13 protein-coding genes, 1 tRNA gene and 2 pseudogenes are annotated in these 14,031 nt (G+C 73.4%); 7 read left to right on the top strand and 9 right to left on the bottom strand.

The window, feature by feature from the left end; genetic code table 11:
- Position 1 precedes the first annotated feature (1 nt).
- Positions 2 to 145, bottom strand: a pseudogene (locus FF36_RS41400) (pentapeptide repeat-containing protein); the annotation flags it as partial.
- Here FF36_RS41400 and FF36_RS03000 point away from each other — a divergent pair.
- From FF36_RS03000 to FF36_RS02990, 3 genes are all read left to right on the top strand, one after another.
- Positions 107 to 523 (top strand): antibiotic biosynthesis monooxygenase, encoded by a 417-nt coding sequence (locus tag FF36_RS03000; RefSeq protein WP_479686773.1) that lies wholly within the window; start codon positions 107 to 109, stop codon positions 521 to 523. The pseudogene FF36_RS41400 and the gene FF36_RS03000 sit on opposite strands and share 39 nt — an antisense overlap.
- Before the next feature lie 204 nt (positions 524 to 727).
- Positions 728 to 1,951, top strand: coding sequence for a hypothetical protein (locus FF36_RS02995; protein WP_044883408.1), 1,224 nt, complete (start codon positions 728 to 730; stop codon positions 1,949 to 1,951).
- Positions 1,952 to 2,098: 147 nt separating this feature from the next.
- Positions 2,099 to 2,560 (top strand): membrane protein, encoded by a 462-nt coding sequence (locus FF36_RS02990; protein WP_044883407.1) that lies wholly within the window; start codon positions 2,099 to 2,101, stop codon positions 2,558 to 2,560.
- 51 nt (positions 2,561 to 2,611) lie between these two features.
- On the opposite strand, the gene FF36_RS02985 is transcribed toward FF36_RS02990, so the two are convergent.
- Entirely contained in the window at positions 2,612 to 3,511 is a 900-nt protein-coding gene (locus FF36_RS02985; protein ID WP_044883406.1) for an alpha/beta fold hydrolase, read from the bottom strand.
- Positions 3,512 to 3,757: 246 nt separating this feature from the next.
- On the opposite strand from FF36_RS02985, the pseudogene FF36_RS02980 reads away from it, so the two are divergent.
- Together FF36_RS02980 and FF36_RS02975 are read left to right on the top strand one after the other, a co-directional pair.
- Positions 3,758 to 4,955: pseudogene (locus FF36_RS02980) on the top strand (MBOAT family O-acyltransferase); the annotation flags it as partial.
- A gap of 551 nt (positions 4,956 to 5,506) precedes the next feature.
- Positions 5,507 to 6,724 carry a DUF459 domain-containing protein gene (locus FF36_RS02975; protein WP_236705467.1) on the top strand — a complete coding sequence of 406 codons (1,218 nt, stop codon included), beginning with the start codon at positions 5,507 to 5,509 and terminating at the stop codon, positions 6,722 to 6,724.
- A gap of 87 nt (positions 6,725 to 6,811) precedes the next feature.
- On the opposite strand, the gene FF36_RS02970 is transcribed toward FF36_RS02975, so the two are convergent.
- Entirely contained in the window at positions 6,812 to 7,192 is a 381-nt protein-coding gene (locus tag FF36_RS02970) for a hypothetical protein (protein ID WP_044883403.1), read from the bottom strand.
- Between the two features lie 109 nt (positions 7,193 to 7,301).
- Here FF36_RS02970 and FF36_RS02965 point away from each other — a divergent pair, with 109 nt between their 5' ends.
- Together FF36_RS02965 and FF36_RS02960 are read left to right on the top strand one after the other, a co-directional pair.
- Positions 7,302 to 7,529, top strand: coding sequence for a DUF4287 domain-containing protein (locus FF36_RS02965; RefSeq protein WP_044883402.1), 228 nt, complete (start codon positions 7,302 to 7,304; stop codon positions 7,527 to 7,529).
- Between the two features lie 124 nt (positions 7,530 to 7,653).
- Positions 7,654 to 8,064 (top strand): PPOX class F420-dependent oxidoreductase, encoded by a 411-nt coding sequence (locus FF36_RS02960; RefSeq protein ID WP_044883401.1) that lies wholly within the window; start codon positions 7,654 to 7,656, stop codon positions 8,062 to 8,064.
- A gap of 23 nt (positions 8,065 to 8,087) precedes the next feature.
- Here the strand turns inward: FF36_RS02960 and FF36_RS02955 are convergent, their stop codons facing one another.
- From FF36_RS02955 to FF36_RS02930, 6 genes are all read right to left on the bottom strand, one after another.
- A complete protein-coding gene (locus tag FF36_RS02955) occupies positions 8,088 to 8,846 on the bottom strand; it encodes a Bax inhibitor-1/YccA family protein (protein WP_044883400.1) in 759 nt (252 codons plus the stop codon).
- A gap of 301 nt (positions 8,847 to 9,147) precedes the next feature.
- Positions 9,148 to 9,222: transfer RNA gene (locus tag FF36_RS02950), tRNA-Leu, on the bottom strand.
- Between the two features lie 422 nt (positions 9,223 to 9,644).
- Entirely contained in the window at positions 9,645 to 11,174 is a 1,530-nt protein-coding gene (locus tag FF36_RS02945) for an NAD(P)/FAD-dependent oxidoreductase (RefSeq protein ID WP_044883399.1), read from the bottom strand.
- Positions 11,175 to 11,339: 165 nt separating this feature from the next.
- On the bottom strand, positions 11,340 to 12,164 hold the full coding sequence (locus FF36_RS02940) for a uracil-DNA glycosylase (RefSeq protein WP_044883398.1): 825 nt from the start codon (positions 12,162 to 12,164) through the stop codon (positions 11,340 to 11,342).
- Positions 12,161 to 13,429 carry a Ppx/GppA phosphatase family protein gene (locus FF36_RS02935; protein ID WP_044883503.1) on the bottom strand — a complete coding sequence of 423 codons (1,269 nt, stop codon included), beginning with the start codon at positions 13,427 to 13,429 and terminating at the stop codon, positions 12,161 to 12,163. Before FF36_RS02935 ends, FF36_RS02940 begins: the two co-directional genes overlap by 4 nt.
- Entirely contained in the window at positions 13,426 to 14,004 is a 579-nt protein-coding gene (locus FF36_RS02930; protein WP_044883502.1) for a DUF501 domain-containing protein, read from the bottom strand. Before FF36_RS02930 ends, FF36_RS02935 begins: the two co-directional genes overlap by 4 nt.
- Between the last annotated feature and the right edge of the window lie 27 nt (positions 14,005 to 14,031).

Genomic DNA, 14,031 nt, shown 5'->3' with positions numbered 1-14,031 from the left:
ACTATTGTGGAGGTGGGTCACCGTGCCGACGATTTCCTGGACCACCCCGCCCGGCCGCAAGGCCGGCGCGGCCGAGCCCGCGGGCACCGGCGCCGAGGTCGGCGCCATCGAGGTCGGCGCCATCGAGGTCGGCGCCATCGAGGTCGGCGCCATCGAAGACGGTGCCATCGAAGACGGTGCCATCGAGGTCATGGCCTCGCGCTTCGTCCTCACCTCGGCCCGACACTCGGTCACGATGCTGCGCTCGGCACTCGCCGTCCGGCGAGCCCTGCTCGCCGCGCCCGGCGCCCTCGGCGTCTCGCTCGTCGCCCGGCCGCTGCGGCGTGAATACCTGACCCTGTCCGCGTGGACGGACCGGGCCGCGCTGGACGCGTTCGTCGGCGACCCCCACCACCGGGAGGCGATGCGCCGCCTCGGACCCGCCATGGCCCAGTCCCGGTTCGTCTTCTGGCACCCGCCGGCCGGCGCCGGCGCCCCCACCTGGGCACAGGCCCACGAGCACCTCGCCGCGCCCGCCGACTGACCACACCCACAGGGCCCACAACCGGCCACGCTCCGCCGGGGTCACGGTCGGCCGCACCCACAGCACCCGAAAGGCCCGCCGCCGACCGCCCGGGCCGGCCGGGGCCCGTGACCCTCACCCGCCGCGGGGGATCTGACCGGCACCCGGCAGGCGGCCGTCGCGCCCCGACCATCCAGATCTCGAATTCTGCTACTCTGCGCGATCGTGAAGTCACGGAGGGCAGGGGAGGGCGCGACGGGCGCGAGGCACCGGGCGAGCCTGCGGCAGCGCGAGCAGCGGCCCCGGCCACCGGCCCGTTCGCGGCTGGTCGCCGCCGTGCTGCTGGCCGCGGGCGTGGGGCTCGCCCCCACGGCCATGCCGGCCAACCCCGCCCAGGCCGCGCCGGGCGGCGCGATCCTCGCGGACGGCCTGCCCGGCCCAGACGCACTGGGCGGCCTACCGGGCGCGGATGTGCGGCCGGCGGCCGGCGGCCCGCCGATCGCTGGTCCCGACGCCGGGCCGGTCCGGCCGGCCGACCCCGCCGCCGAGATCACCCAAGGTCGGCCGGCGCCGCTGTCGGCGCCCGGGGCGGTGACCGCCGCCGAGCAGCGCGCGGTCGAACGGTACTGGACGACCGAACGTCGCGACCGGGCCTTCGGCTCCCACACCACCGACCGCGCCGATGCCAACGCCGGCGCGGCGGCGGCGGGCACGCCGTTCGCCGACGACCCGAGCCCCGGACTGTCGAGCACGCCGCCGCCGCCCAGCGACGGCACGCCGTACACCCGGGGCGGTCTGGTCACGGCGACCACCGGCCGGCTGTTCACCACGATCGGCGGCGCCGATTTCGCGTGTTCGGCGAGCGTGGTGACCAGCCCGGTCCGCGACCTCGTCGTGACCGCGGGGCACTGCCTGCACGGCGGCACCGGCGCGCAGTTCGCCCAGCAGGTCGCCTTCGTCCCGGGCTACGTCGACGGGACCATGCCGTACGGCATCTGGACCGCCCGCCGGCTGACCGTGACACCGGGTTGGGCGAGCGGCTCGAGCTTCGACGTCGACGCCGGCTTCGCACTGTTCAACACCCACGGCGGCCGGCACATCGAGGACGTGGTCGGGGGGCAGGGCATCGCGTTCGGCCTGCCGAACACCTACCCGCAGTACAGCTTCGGCTATCCACGCCTGTTGCCGTACGACGGCAACCAGCTCATCTACTGCGCCGGGCCCGGGTCGGCCGACCCGTACGGGGGCCCGGCGATCGGAGTTCACTGCCGGATGACGGCGGGCGCGAGCGGCGGCCCGTTCATCACCGGGTTCGGCCGGCTCGGGCCCGGCCACGGCTGGATCGACGGGGTGGTCAGCTACGCCTACGCCGGATCCACCGACCGCCTGTACGGGACGCACTTCGGCGAGGCGGTGAAACTGCTCTACTACCAGTCCTACCCGCTCTGAGGCGCGAGCCCCGCGAGCCCCGGCGAGGTGCATGGGGCACATGGGGCACACGGGGCACACGGGGCACAGGACCAGCACAGTCGGCCCAAAGGCGGTGTACAAGCGGTCGGTGTACAAGCGGGAGGAGTCAGTCGGTACCGTCTGCGCATGCCGCATCCGGGCAGCTTCGGGCTCCTCCTCACCCTGCACGTCCTTCTCGCGATCTTCGTCATCGGACCGCTGACCCTGGTCTGCGCGGCGGTCCCCCGGCTGCTGCGGGCCGGGCCGAGCGCCCTGCCGATGCTGCGGCTCGCCGCCCGACTGGTGCGTGGGTTCGGGCTGGCCTCGCTGCTCATCGCGGTGACCGGCGCGGGGATGGTGCACCAGGGGTCGTTCGGCAGCGTGCGGTCGTTCAGCGACTCCTGGCTGCTGGGCTCGCTGGTGCTGTGGGTGGTGGCGTGCGGGATCTGCCTGGCGGTCATCGCACCCGGCCTGTCGCACGCCGTCGCCGAGATCGACGCCGGTGGGGACGCTCGGCGCCGGCTCGGCACCGTCACCGGCGGCGCGGTGCTGAGCTCCGCCTGCTGGGTCGTGGTCGTCGCCCTGATGGTGGTCAAACCCGGCGCGTGAGCCGGTGGGCGGCGACCCGACGGGCCTCGCGTCCGCTCAGCTCGCGTCCGCTCAGCTCGCGGCGGCGAGGGGGCGCCGAGGGGCCTCCCCGCGGTCGACGACGTCCTCCAGCTTGTCCAGCACCCGGTCCCACACCTGCCGGGGCAGGTCGTGGCCCATCCCGTCGATCTCCAACAGCTCCGCGGCCGGGATGGCCGCGGCCGTGAGCCGGCCACCGATCACGGGAACGAGCGGGTCGGCGCCGCCGTGGACGACGAGGGTGGGCGGGCGCAGCCCGGCGAGCTCCGCGGTGCGGTCCGGGGCGGAGAGCACCGCGGCGACCTGGCGCAGCACACCGTCGGGGCTGGCCCGGCGGTCCCAGTAGATCTCGGCGCGCCGGCGCAGCCACGCCTCGTCCGGCGCGAACTCCGGCGAGCCGAGCACCCGATGCGCCTCGTGCGCGGCGAGAACGGACTGCTCCACGTCTTCCGGCGCCGGGCGCAGGAACAACCCGATGGCCTCCGGCGTCGGTTGCACCCGGTGGTCGCCGGGGTGCGACATCACCGACGTGAGGCTGCGGACCCGCTCCGGGCTGCGCAGGGCCGCGATCTGGGCGACCATGCCGCCCATCGACAGGCCCAGCAGGTGCGCCGACTCGACGCCGAGCGCGGTGAGCAGGCCCAGCGCGTCGGTGGCGAGGTCGGCGAGCCCGTAGGGGGCGAGGTCGAAGCGTCCGGCGATGATCGCCCCGAGGTCGGGCCGGCCGAGGTGATCGAGGTGGGTGGACAGGCCCACGTCGCGGTTGTCGAAGACGATCGCCCGGTAGCCGCGCCGGGCGAGCGCGGCGAGCAGGTCGGGATGCCAGCCGACGAGCTGCTGCCCAAGGCCGCCGATCATCAGCAACGGCAGACCGTCGTCGTCGCCGTGGATCTCGTAGGCGAGGTCGATGCCGTTGACCGTGACGATGCCCATGGTCGGAAGGTAGCCATCCCGTGGCTGACGTGCACGCCTTCCCGGCTGAATCGAGCCAACCTCACCCATTCGGGCCGCTGCGCCCGCCGAGGCGACCGATCTCACCGGTCGTCCCGCCACGCGTCAGCGCGCACCCTCCGGCTGGTCACTACTTTATGTATCTTCTTAGCTTCATAGAGTATCGATGTGGCCCCCGAAGGGCCACCCGCCACCCGCCGCCCACCCGATCTCCCTGGACGGCCATACGTGATCTTTCCGACGATCGAGTTCGCGGCGTTCTTCGTCGTGGTGATGACGCTGTCCTGGCTGCTGATGCCCCGGCCGGCGCTGTGGAAGCCGTTCATCCTCGCCGCGTCGTACTTCTTCTACGGCTTCGCCGACGCCCGGTTCGTCCTGCTCATCGTCGCCTCGACCCTGATCAACCAGGCCGCCGCGCGGGCGATCCACCGCTTCCGGGACCGCCGCATCCTCGCCGCCGCGATCGCCTGCGACCTCGGCCTGCTCGGCTGGTTCAAGTACTACGGCTTCTTCGCGCTGTCCGTCGATCGCGCCCTGGCCGACGTCGGACTGCCCGCGCCGCTCCCGCTGCTCCAGGTGGCGCTGCCCATCGGGATCTCGTTCTTCACCTTCCAGGCGCTGAGCTACGTCATCGACGTCCACCGGGGGATCAACGCGCCGGCACCGCTGCTCGACTTCGCCGTCTACGAGGCGTTCTTCCCGCATCTCGTGGCCGGTCCGATCGTGCGGGCCAGCGAGTTCCTCCCGCAGCTCGCCACGCCGCGCGACCCGGCCCGGGTGCCGACCACCCGGGCGGCGTTCCTCATCCTCGGGGGACTGATCAAGAAGGTGGTGCTCGCCGACGTCCTCGCCTCCCGGCTGGTCGACCCGGTCTTCGACGCCCCGGGCCAGCACTCGTCCGCGGAGATCCTCGCCGCCGTGTACGGCTACGCCGTCCAGATCTACTGCGACTTCTCGGCCTACTCCGACATCGCCATCGGGATCGCGCTGCTGCTCGGCTTCCGCTTCCCGGACAACTTCGACCGGCCGTACGCGTCACGCAGCCTGCAGGAGTTCTGGCGACGCTGGCACATGACGCTGTCGCGCTGGCTGCGCGACTACGTGTACCTGCCCCTCGGCGGGAGCCGGCGCGGACGTCGCCGGACCTACCTGAACCTCATGATCACTATGACTCTGGGAGGCCTGTGGCACGGCGCGTCGTGGACCTTCGTGCTGTGGGGGGCACTGCACGGCGCGGCCCTGGTCACCGAGCGCCGACTGCGGATCTGGCGGACGAGGCGGGCGGCCGCCGCCGGGCTCGTCCGCATACCGCTGCCGCGCGCCGCCGCCCCCGCCCCCCTCGGCGAACCCCTCACCGCCCAGCGCGCAGCCACCGACGCCGGGGCGGGCGCCGTCTCGCCGGCGCCCACGCCCCAGCCGGTCGGGGNGGTGGTGACTCCCCTGCCAGCCGACGCCGCTCGGAGCGCCGCCGGGAGTGCGACTGGGAGTGCCGCTGGGAGTGCGGCCCGGGTCGGCGGCCCCGTGCGGGGCTGGGCGGCCCGGCTGGCCGTCTTTCACTTCGTCTGCGCGACCTGGGTGCTCTTCCGCGCCCCGGATCTGGACACGGCGGGCCGGCTGTTCGCGCGGCTGTTCACCGCGGGCGGCCCGGCGCCGCTGGTCNCCCCCGCGGTGCTGGCCGCGATCGTGGTGGGCCTGGCCACGGCGGCCATCCCGCCGAGCTGGTGGGCCGGGACGCGGGCCCGGTTCGCCCGGGTGAGCCTCGGCCCGCAGATCGTCCTGCTGACCGTCTCGATGATGGTCATCTACGCGGTCGTCGGGCAACAGGACGTCGCCCCCTTCATCTATTTCCGCTTCTGAGGACGGCCCGCCGGGGCGCAGAGGACCAACAGGGCGAGGTAAATCACCTAAGGTAATCGACGCACCACGGAAGACGAGGTCCGGTTCCCCCTCCCCCAGCCGCCGACGGAGCCCGCGACCATGACCGAGCGCGACGATGCGGTGCCGACCCGGCCGCCGGCGTCCGCCCCCACCCCCGCCCCCGCGCCCCCGCCCGCCCCGGCACCCCTGCCCGCCGGACCGCCACCGCGGATCCCCCGCGGACCGCGGGGCCGTCGCTTCGCCCAGGACCGTCCATCGCACCAACCAGCCAGGCAGGAGGTGCCGGCCCAGCCACGCCATCGCGCCCGCCCGCCGCAGGTCGGGGCGGACGCCGTCCCGGCGCGCCGCGCCCTGCTGCTGGTCGTCGCCGTGCTGGGGCTGCTCGCCGTGCTGCGCGCCCCCGCCATGGTCCATGCCGGCGAAGGCATGCGTCCGGGGCTCACCCGCACCCTCGTGCTGAGCGCGGCGCGGCCGATCGAGCGGGTGACGCACACGGCGCGCCTGGACGCGCCGGACCGCTGGCTGGCCCGCGCCTTCGGCCACGGGACCGCGCCGCGCGGCGGCGACTCGGAGCTGGCGACCGCGGCGAGCCGCGCCGCGGCGGACGCGGCGGTGCCGGGCCGCCCCGGCACCGCCGAGCTACCCACCGCCCCGCCCGCCCCCGCCCCACTGCGCCTGCCCACCACCGCCGACCCGCTGCGGGTGCTCGTCACCGGCGATTCCCTGACCGAGTCCCTCGGCCCCACCATCACGAACACGGCGCCGGGCACGGTCCGGGCACAGACCGAGACCCGGTTCGGCACCGGCCTGGTCCGGCCCGACTTCTTCGACTGGGCCGCCCATGCCCGCGACCAGGTCACCGCGCGCAGCCCGGAGCTGGTCATCGTCGCCATGGGCGGCAACGACGGGCAGGGCATCACGCTCCCCGACAGGACGGTGCTGCCCGCCGGATCGGCCGAGTGGGAGGCCGAGTACCAGCGGCGGGCCAGCGTCGTCATGCGAATCTGGACCGGGAACGGCGCCAGGCGGCTGCTGTGGCTCAGCCTGCCCCCGGCCCGCTCCAACCGGTTGAACGGCTACTTCCATCGGCTGAACGCGGCGACGGCGGCCGCGGCGGCGGGGGTGAGCGGCGCGAGCTACCTCGACCTGACCCCGTGGCTGTCGCACGGCGGCGCCTACAGCGACTACCTGACCGCCGCCGACGGGCGGGACGTGCTCGCCCGGTCCCGCGACGGGGTGCACCTGACCCTCGACGGGGCGCGAATCGCCGCGGCGCACGTGCTCGACGCCGTCCGGAGCACCTGGCGGCTGCACTGACACCGAACGGTGCACCGAAGCCGACGGCCGCGCTCAGGTCGGCCGATGCGCTCGGGTCGAACGGTCGGTCTGGGGTGGCGGCCGCAATCAGCGCACGCGGAACCCAAAGCCGGCGCCGTCGAGGTCCGCACGCGCCCGGGTCACCGCCGCGCGGGCGTCGGTCAGCACCTCGCGGGTGGACGGAAGGGTGGCGCCGGCGGCGTCGAGCGCGGCCAGCAGGTCCTCGGCGAGCACGGCGAGCTGGTCGGGCAGGGCGTGGGTGGCGAGCCTCGGCGGACGCATCTCGACGGGCGCACCCGTGCCGATCCGTTCGCCGAGCGCGGCCAGCTCGTCGAGCAGCCGAACCGTGCGCTCCGCCCGGGTCATCCCCGAACCCACCGCGACGTCCCAGGAAGAGCCGGCCCATCCCCGGATACGGCGGATGAGCAGACCCACCTCCCGACTGAGATCACTGACCTCATCGGACATCCGGGCAGGATACCCCACGAGGCCCGAACGGGGCCTTGCCCTTTGCTGTGGCATGGGGCACGCTGGCGACATGAGCCGTTGACGTCGGGTTTCACTTCTGGAGGCGCGCATGTCGCTCAACCGCTCCCCGCAGACCCACCAGAGCCTCATCGAGCGGATTCCGAAGGCAACGGGGCACGGGGTGAACCACTGGCTAAGCCGGCTGGACGACGGTCCGGGCCTGCTGCGCTTCACCGAACGGGTGAACTGGCTACGCGCCGAGCACAACCTGCCGCACAGCTTCGCGGCCGCCCTCGTCCACGAGGCGGACCTGCGGCGGCGGGCAAGCCGGGCGTAAGGCCCCGGGGCGTCGCGGCGGGCCTGGCCGGCCGCCACGGCGCCGCCGCTCCGCCCCGTCCGGCCTCGGTCACCTTCCGCGGTCCACGTCGCGGGAGTCACGTCCCGTCGGACAGAATGTGCGGATGGACCTTGATGCCGCCACCGAGTTCGTCCGCGATCATCACCGGGCGGTGCTCAGCACCACCCGCCGGGACGGCAGCCCGCAGATGTCGCCGGTGACGGTCGGGGTGGACGCCGAGGGTCGTCTGCTGATCAGTACCAGGCTCACCGCGTACAAGGTCGGCCATGTCGAGCGCGACGCGACCGTGCGGCTGTGCGTGCTGCCGGACGACTTCTTCGGACCGTGGGTGCAGATCACCGGCACCGCGGAGATCGTCCGGCTACCGGCGGCGATGGAACTGCTGGTCGGTTACTACCGCGACATCTCCGGCGAGCATCCCGACTGGGACGACTACCGAGCGGCGATGGTCCGCGATCAGCGCTGCATCCTGCGGGTCACACCCACCGCCGCCGGCCCGGACCGTTCCGGCTGAGCCCGGTCCGGGCGGGCGCCGGGCTACTGGCGCAGCTTGGACAGCAGCCGCAGCATCTCCAGGTAGACCCAGACGAAGCCGATCAGCAGGCCGAAGCCGGCCCGCCAGGCCTCGGAGCGCGGCGCGCCCGCGGCGATCGCCCGCTCGATGTAGTCGAAGTCGAGGATGAACTGGAGGCTCGCGACACCGAGCACCAGCACGCTGAACAGGATGCCCAGCGGCGTCGCGTCGTTGATCACTGGCAGATGGCTCCCGCTGACCGCCCTGACGACCAGGTCGACCAGGCTGAGCAGGACGACGCCGAACAACACGCCGGTGACGATGCGGGCCATCCGCGGAGTGGCCCGCAGCCGGCGGCTGCGGTAGGCGAGGAGCATCGCGACGAAGATCAGCCCGGTGCCGAGCAGCGCCTGCGGGACGATGCCCGCGAAGTCGTCCTCGTAGAAGCGCGAGATCGCCCCCACCGCGACGCCCTCGATCAGCGCGAAGGCGATGACCAGCGACGGGCGCAGCCGATTGCGCATCGACACGACGAGGCTGATGACCAGCGCGACGAGACCGGCGGCCAGCGCGATGCCCGGGGCGTCCCGCCCGACCACCCAGCCGACAGCACCGCCGACACCCAGCAGGGCGAACAGCCCCAGCGTGTGCACGACCACGTCGTCGACGGTGAGGGTGGTCGGCTGCCGGTAGTGGCTGGCGAGCTCCTCCGGGGTGGGCGTCGGCGGCGGCGCGAACCCGCCGCGCCGCAGCACGGGGTTCGAGGAACGAAGGTCGGCCATCGAGCCGGCTCCTCTCGGTCGCCGCCGGGGCGGCGCCACCGTCATCAGTTGGTGCACACGTCAACCACGCAACGAACCCACTGTCGGCGAGGTTCCCGCCGCCCGGTCGGCGCCGTGGGCTGGCGGGCTCGACCACCACACACTGATGTTGTAACGAATCTAGAACGGATAGTAGCGGATTCGGCGATGCAAGGAATCATTGCGCCCCCACACGGGGGCGCACCTCACCATGGCGACGAAGCCTTCCATGCCGACCACCCGCGGCGTTCATCAACGCACGCGGGCGATCGGCAATGGATTGTGCCGGTGGTCGGAGTCGAACCGACACTCGAGCTGTTTTTAGGACAGCCTCCTCTACCAGTTGGGATACACCGGCTCGTCTACATCGCTGATGTTTCTACCATGCTGCGTAGGGTCTGGGAATAACACATCGCGGAAAAAGTGGTCCGGAGATGGCGGCCCCCACGAAAGCGTGACTCATCGTGACTAGGGCGCTGCCGCATTGCCATCCCCGCCGATCAGTGGACGACCCAGATCGTCGGAAAGCCGAGCTCGCGGCTCGTTAGCAGCGTCGGGCCAGTCCGGAGATGCCGGAATCCCGCCCCCACCTTGGTGTCGTTAAGCAGCGGCGGCCGGTGAAGCAGCGGCAGCCGGTGAAGCAGCGACGGCCCGTGAAGCAGCGACGGCCCGTGAAGCAGCGACGGCCCGTGAAGCAGCGACGGCCGGTGAACCCCACAGGAGGCGGGGATTCACCGGCCGCCGTGGGGTCGTGGCGGGGCCCGCGGGCGCGGGCGACGGTCAGCTCCGCCGCTGCGCGGCCTGCGAGTTCGCCTCTGCCGCCGTGGCGGGGGGAGCGGGCGTCCCAGGCGGGGCAGGCGCGGCGGCGGGCGTCCCGGGGAAGGTGGACGCGGCGGGCACGGCCTTGTCCGCGGTGGAGTCGGCGGCGGAGTCCGCGGCGGGGCCGTCGACCGCGGCCGGCATGCCGGGGGCCGCGTGCGTGCCGGCGGCCGGGGCGGACGCGGGGGTCGCCACCCGGCGGAACTCCGCCCGGGGGTCGGCGAACGAGCCCAGCGAGACGATCTCGCGGCGGAAGAACAGCGCCAGGGTCCAGTCGGCCACCACGCGGGCCTTGCGGTTCACCGTGGGCACCCGGCTGAGGTGGTACGTCCGGTGCATCAGCCAGGCGGGCCAGCCCCGCAGCCTGACCCCGTAGATCTCGGCCACGCCCTTGTGCAGCCCCAGGGACGCCACGCTGCCGGCATAGCTGTGCTCGTAGGGCCTGATGGGCTCGTGCCGCAGCTCGGCGAGGAGGTTCTCCGCCAGCCGGCGAGCCTGCCGCACGGCGTGCTGGGCGGACGGTCCGGTCGTCGCCCCCTCGCCCTTGGTCAGGTCGGGCACGGCCGCGCAGTCGCCGGCGGTCCAGGCGTCCGCCACCCCGTCGACCTGGAGGAAGGCGGTGGCCCGCAGCCGGCCGCGCTCGTCGAGCGGCAGATCGGTCCGGGCGAGCATCGGATTGGGCTTGACACCGGCCGTCCACACCACGGTGCCGGCCTCGAATCGCTCGCCGTCGTCGAGAACGACATTTCCATCGAGCAGACTTTCGACCCTGGTGTTCAGCTTCACCTGGATTCCGCGGTGTTCGAGCTGCTTGACCGTATACAGCCCCATTGCGGGCGAAACCTCGGGGAGAATGCGACCCGTCGCCTCGACAAGCACCCAGCGCATGTCCGCGGGCGCCAGATCCGGGTAATAAGAACATGCATCACGCGCCATGTCCTCGAGTTCGGCGAGCGCCTCAATTCCGGCATATCCGCCACCGATGAAGAGGAAGGTGAGTGCGCGCCGCCGGACCGCGGCATCGGTGGCCGACGCGGCCGCGTCGAGGCGGCTGATGACCTGGTTTCGGAGATAGATGGCCTCGGCCGCGCTCTTGAATCCGATTCCCTGCTCGGCGAGACCCGGGATCGGGAGCGTCCGGGCCACCGAACCGGGACAGATCACCAGAATGTCGTACTTAAGGTCGAAAGCATCCCCGAGGAGCGGCTGGATGGATGCCGTGCGTTGCTCGTGCGACACCATCACGACATGGCCGCTGATGATCCGGCAGCCCTTCAGCACCTTGCGTAGCGGAACGACAACGTGCCGTGGCTCAAGGTTACCGGCAGCCGCCTCCGGGAGAAACGGCTGGTAGGTCATGTATGAGTTGGGTTCGACGACGGTGATGGTCGCCTCGTCCCCATGCAGCTTCCGCCGAAGCCGCAGGGCCGTGTACATGCCGACGTATCCCCCGCCGACGATGAGGATGTGCGGTGCCTGCCCATAGCCCATGCAAAAACGGTACCCGCGGGGGCCGGCTTACACCCGGCGTGGAGCCGGCTGACCCCATCTATTCCGTGATGCAGGACACCAATACGGACGACCTTCGGCCCGTCTTGTCGCCGACGGAAGAGTGCCGTGGCTCACGCGCTGTGTCCGTGGCCACAAGGCGTGGGCTTAGTCGAGCCGCTCAACCACTTCCGCCAGCGCCGCCGCGGAACCGAAAACCGTGTCCAGCATCACCTCGGTGACCCGACCGGTGAAGGTGTTCTGCTGACTCGGGTGATAGCAACCCACGACCCGGACGCCCGTCCCGGGAAGTTCGACCCGGGTCCCGTGGCCGAACGGCACCCTGGGCGCCGGGACGGAGTACCCTGCCTGCTCCAGGGCCGGCCAGAGCGCCGTCCACGCGAACCCGCCGAGAACGACGACGACCCGCAGTGTCGGCCGGACGAGCTCCAGGTCCCGGACCAGCCACGGACGACAGGCGTCCCGTTCCGCCGTCGTCGGCTTGTTCGCCGGCGGCGCGCAGCGCACGGCCGCGACGATCCGGGTGGCCGGCAGGCGCTGGCCGTCCCCGGCGGAGTGCGACGTCGCCCGGGTGGCGAGCCCGACCCGGTGCAGCGAGGCGAACAGCCAGTCGCCGCTGCGGTCGCCGGTGAAGATGCGCCCGGTGCGGTTGCCACCATGGGCGGCGGGAGCGAGGCCCACGATCAGGATCCGGGCGTCGGCCGGGCCGAACGAGGACACCGGCCGCCCCCAGTACGGCTGGTCGGCGTACGCGGCCCGGCGGACCGCCGCGACCTCCTCCCGCCACCTGACCAGGCGCGGGCAGGCCCGGCAGACCGACATCCGAGCATCGAGCGCCCCCGTGTCGGCGGCGCCGGCGGCCAGCTCGCGCACCCGCGCGGAGGTCGCCGCGACCGGGGTGGTCGAGTCGGCGAGGTCCCCCGGCCAGCCGCCGCCCGGCCGCGCCGGACCGCGCTGCGGACCGGCCGTCATCCCGCGGCGGGACCGGCCCCGGTCGGCAGGGACGGCGCGGTCGGCAGCGGCGACGCGAGGCTCTCGGCCGCCGAGCCGCTCGCGGCCGGTGGGGAGATGGCCAGGGCCAGCGCGATCCCGTCGAGGATGTCCCGTTCGCTCGCGACGACCGCCGCGGCGCCGGTGCGTTCGACCAGCGTGCGCAGCACGAGCGCGCCGGACGCGATGACGTCCACCCGCCCGGGGTGCATCACCGGCAGTGCCGCCCGCTCGTCGTGCGTCATGCCGAGCAGCCGCTCGGTGACGGCGGCAACCTGCTCGGCGCTCGTCACCGACAGGTGGATGCGGTCCGCGTCGTACTCCGCCAGTCCGGCGGCGAGGGCGGCCACCGTGGTGACGGTCCCGGCGACGCCCACCAGGGTGGCGGCCTCGGTCAGCGGCACCGTCGCGGCGGCGAGATCGAGCGCGGCGTGCACGTCGGCAACGATCGCCGCGGCCTGCGCCGCGGTCGGCGGGTCGTCGCGCAGGTGCCGCTCTGCCAGCCGGACGCAGCCGACGTTCACCGAGCGGGCCGCCCGCACGCCGCGCGCGTCCCCGAGCACCAGCTCCGTCGAGCCCCCGCCGATGTCCGCGAGCAGGATCGGCGTGGCGACCGACGACGAGCCGCCTGTTCCGGACAGTCCGATCTTTCCGAGCTGGCCGATCTTTCCGAGCCGGCTGGGCGTTCCGAGCTGGCTGGGCGTTCCCGCCAGGCCTGGCGCGCCGGGCGCCCGGCCGGATCCTCCGCGCGCGTCCGAGGGGCCGGGATCGCCGGATGTTCCGGGCTGCCCGGGTGCTCCCGACCGGTCGGACGCTCCCGGCTGGCTCGGCGCCCCCACCCGACCCGGCGCTCCGAACTGCCCGGATCCGCCGACGAGGTCGCCGATGGCGCCACCGAACGACAGCGCCGCCTCCTCGTCCCCGCTGATCACCTCGGGGTCGACCCCGAGGATCGCGCGGACACCGGTGACCAGCTCGTCTCGGTTGCGCGCGTCGCGGGTCGCGCTCGTGGCCACCATCCGCACCCTGGTGGCACCCAGGCGTTCGATCTCGGCGGCGTAGTCACGCAGCGCGGCGAAAGTCCGCGCCAGCGCCTCGGGGGCGAGCTCACCGGTGCGGTCCACCCCGGCGCCCAACCGGACGATCTCCATCCGGCGGGTCAGCTCGCGCAGCCCGGACCCGTCGTAGTCCGCCACCAGCAGGCGGATCGAGTTGGTCCCGCAGTCGATCGCGGCGACGCGGTTCACGCCGGCACCTCCTCCGTCGTCCCCGCGGAACCCGCCGCGGTTCCGCCCGCTGCGCAGGCTGCGGCCGGGCTCGCGGCCACGCACGGCCCCCGCCGGCCCCAGTCGTCGACGGCGGCGAGCGCCTCGTCCCCGAAGGGATTCACTCCCGGGCCCGCCGCCAGGCTGTGCGCGACGAGGACGTGCAGGCATTTGACCCGCTCCGGCATGCCGCCGGCGCTCGGGGTGCCGGGCAGGACCTCGTGGGCGTCGCGGCGGGCGAGGTAGTCCCGGTGCGCCGTGGCGTAGGCGGCGGCGAGATCGGGGTCGTGGGCGAGGCGCGCCGTCATCTCCCGCATGATCCCGGCCCCCTCCAGCCGCGACACCGCCGCCGCGGCGCGCGGGCAGGTGAGGTAGTACAGGGTGGGAAACGGCGAACCGTCGGGCAGCCGGGGAGCGGTCTCGACCACGTCCGGCAGCCCGCAGGAACAACGATGGGCGACGGCCACGACCCCGCGCGGCGCACGGGACAACTGCCGCCCGACGATCTCGACCTCCTCGGCCGTCGCTGCCGTCGACACCACGTTCTCCTCCCGCACCGCGACGCTCTCCTCCCCGGGACGGCG

Origin of the sequence: Frankia torreyi, from assembly GCF_000948395.1 — a bacterium.
In the GTDB taxonomy this organism is placed as follows: Bacteria; Actinomycetota; Actinomycetes; order Frankiales; family Frankiaceae; genus Frankia; species Frankia torreyi.
Note: the sequence above shows the minus strand (reverse complement) of the source record. Positions and strands in the feature narration are given on the sequence as shown.

Coding starts and splice junctions, on each gene's coding strand:
- FF36_RS02975 (WP_236705467.1), top strand. CDS start 5,507: ATGACCGAGCGCGACGATGCGGTGCCGACCCGGCCGCCGGCGTCCGCC.
- FF36_RS02960 (WP_044883401.1), top strand. CDS start 7,654: ATGGACCTTGATGCCGCCACCGAGTTCGTCCGCGATCATCACCGGGCG.
- FF36_RS02970 (WP_044883403.1), bottom strand. CDS start 7,192: ATGTCCGATGAGGTCAGTGATCTCAGTCGGGAGGTGGGTCTGCTCATC.
- FF36_RS02940 (WP_044883398.1), bottom strand. CDS start 12,164: ATGACGGCCGGTCCGCAGCGCGGTCCGGCGCGGCCGGGCGGCGGCTGG.
- FF36_RS02990 (WP_044883407.1), top strand. CDS start 2,099: ATGCCGCATCCGGGCAGCTTCGGGCTCCTCCTCACCCTGCACGTCCTT.
- FF36_RS02985 (WP_044883406.1), bottom strand. CDS start 3,511: ATGGGCATCGTCACGGTCAACGGCATCGACCTCGCCTACGAGATCCAC.
- FF36_RS02955 (WP_044883400.1), bottom strand. CDS start 8,846: ATGGCCGACCTTCGTTCCTCGAACCCCGTGCTGCGGCGCGGCGGGTTC.
- FF36_RS02965 (WP_044883402.1), top strand. CDS start 7,302: ATGTCGCTCAACCGCTCCCCGCAGACCCACCAGAGCCTCATCGAGCGG.
- FF36_RS02945 (WP_044883399.1), bottom strand. CDS start 11,174: ATGGGCTATGGGCAGGCACCGCACATCCTCATCGTCGGCGGGGGATAC.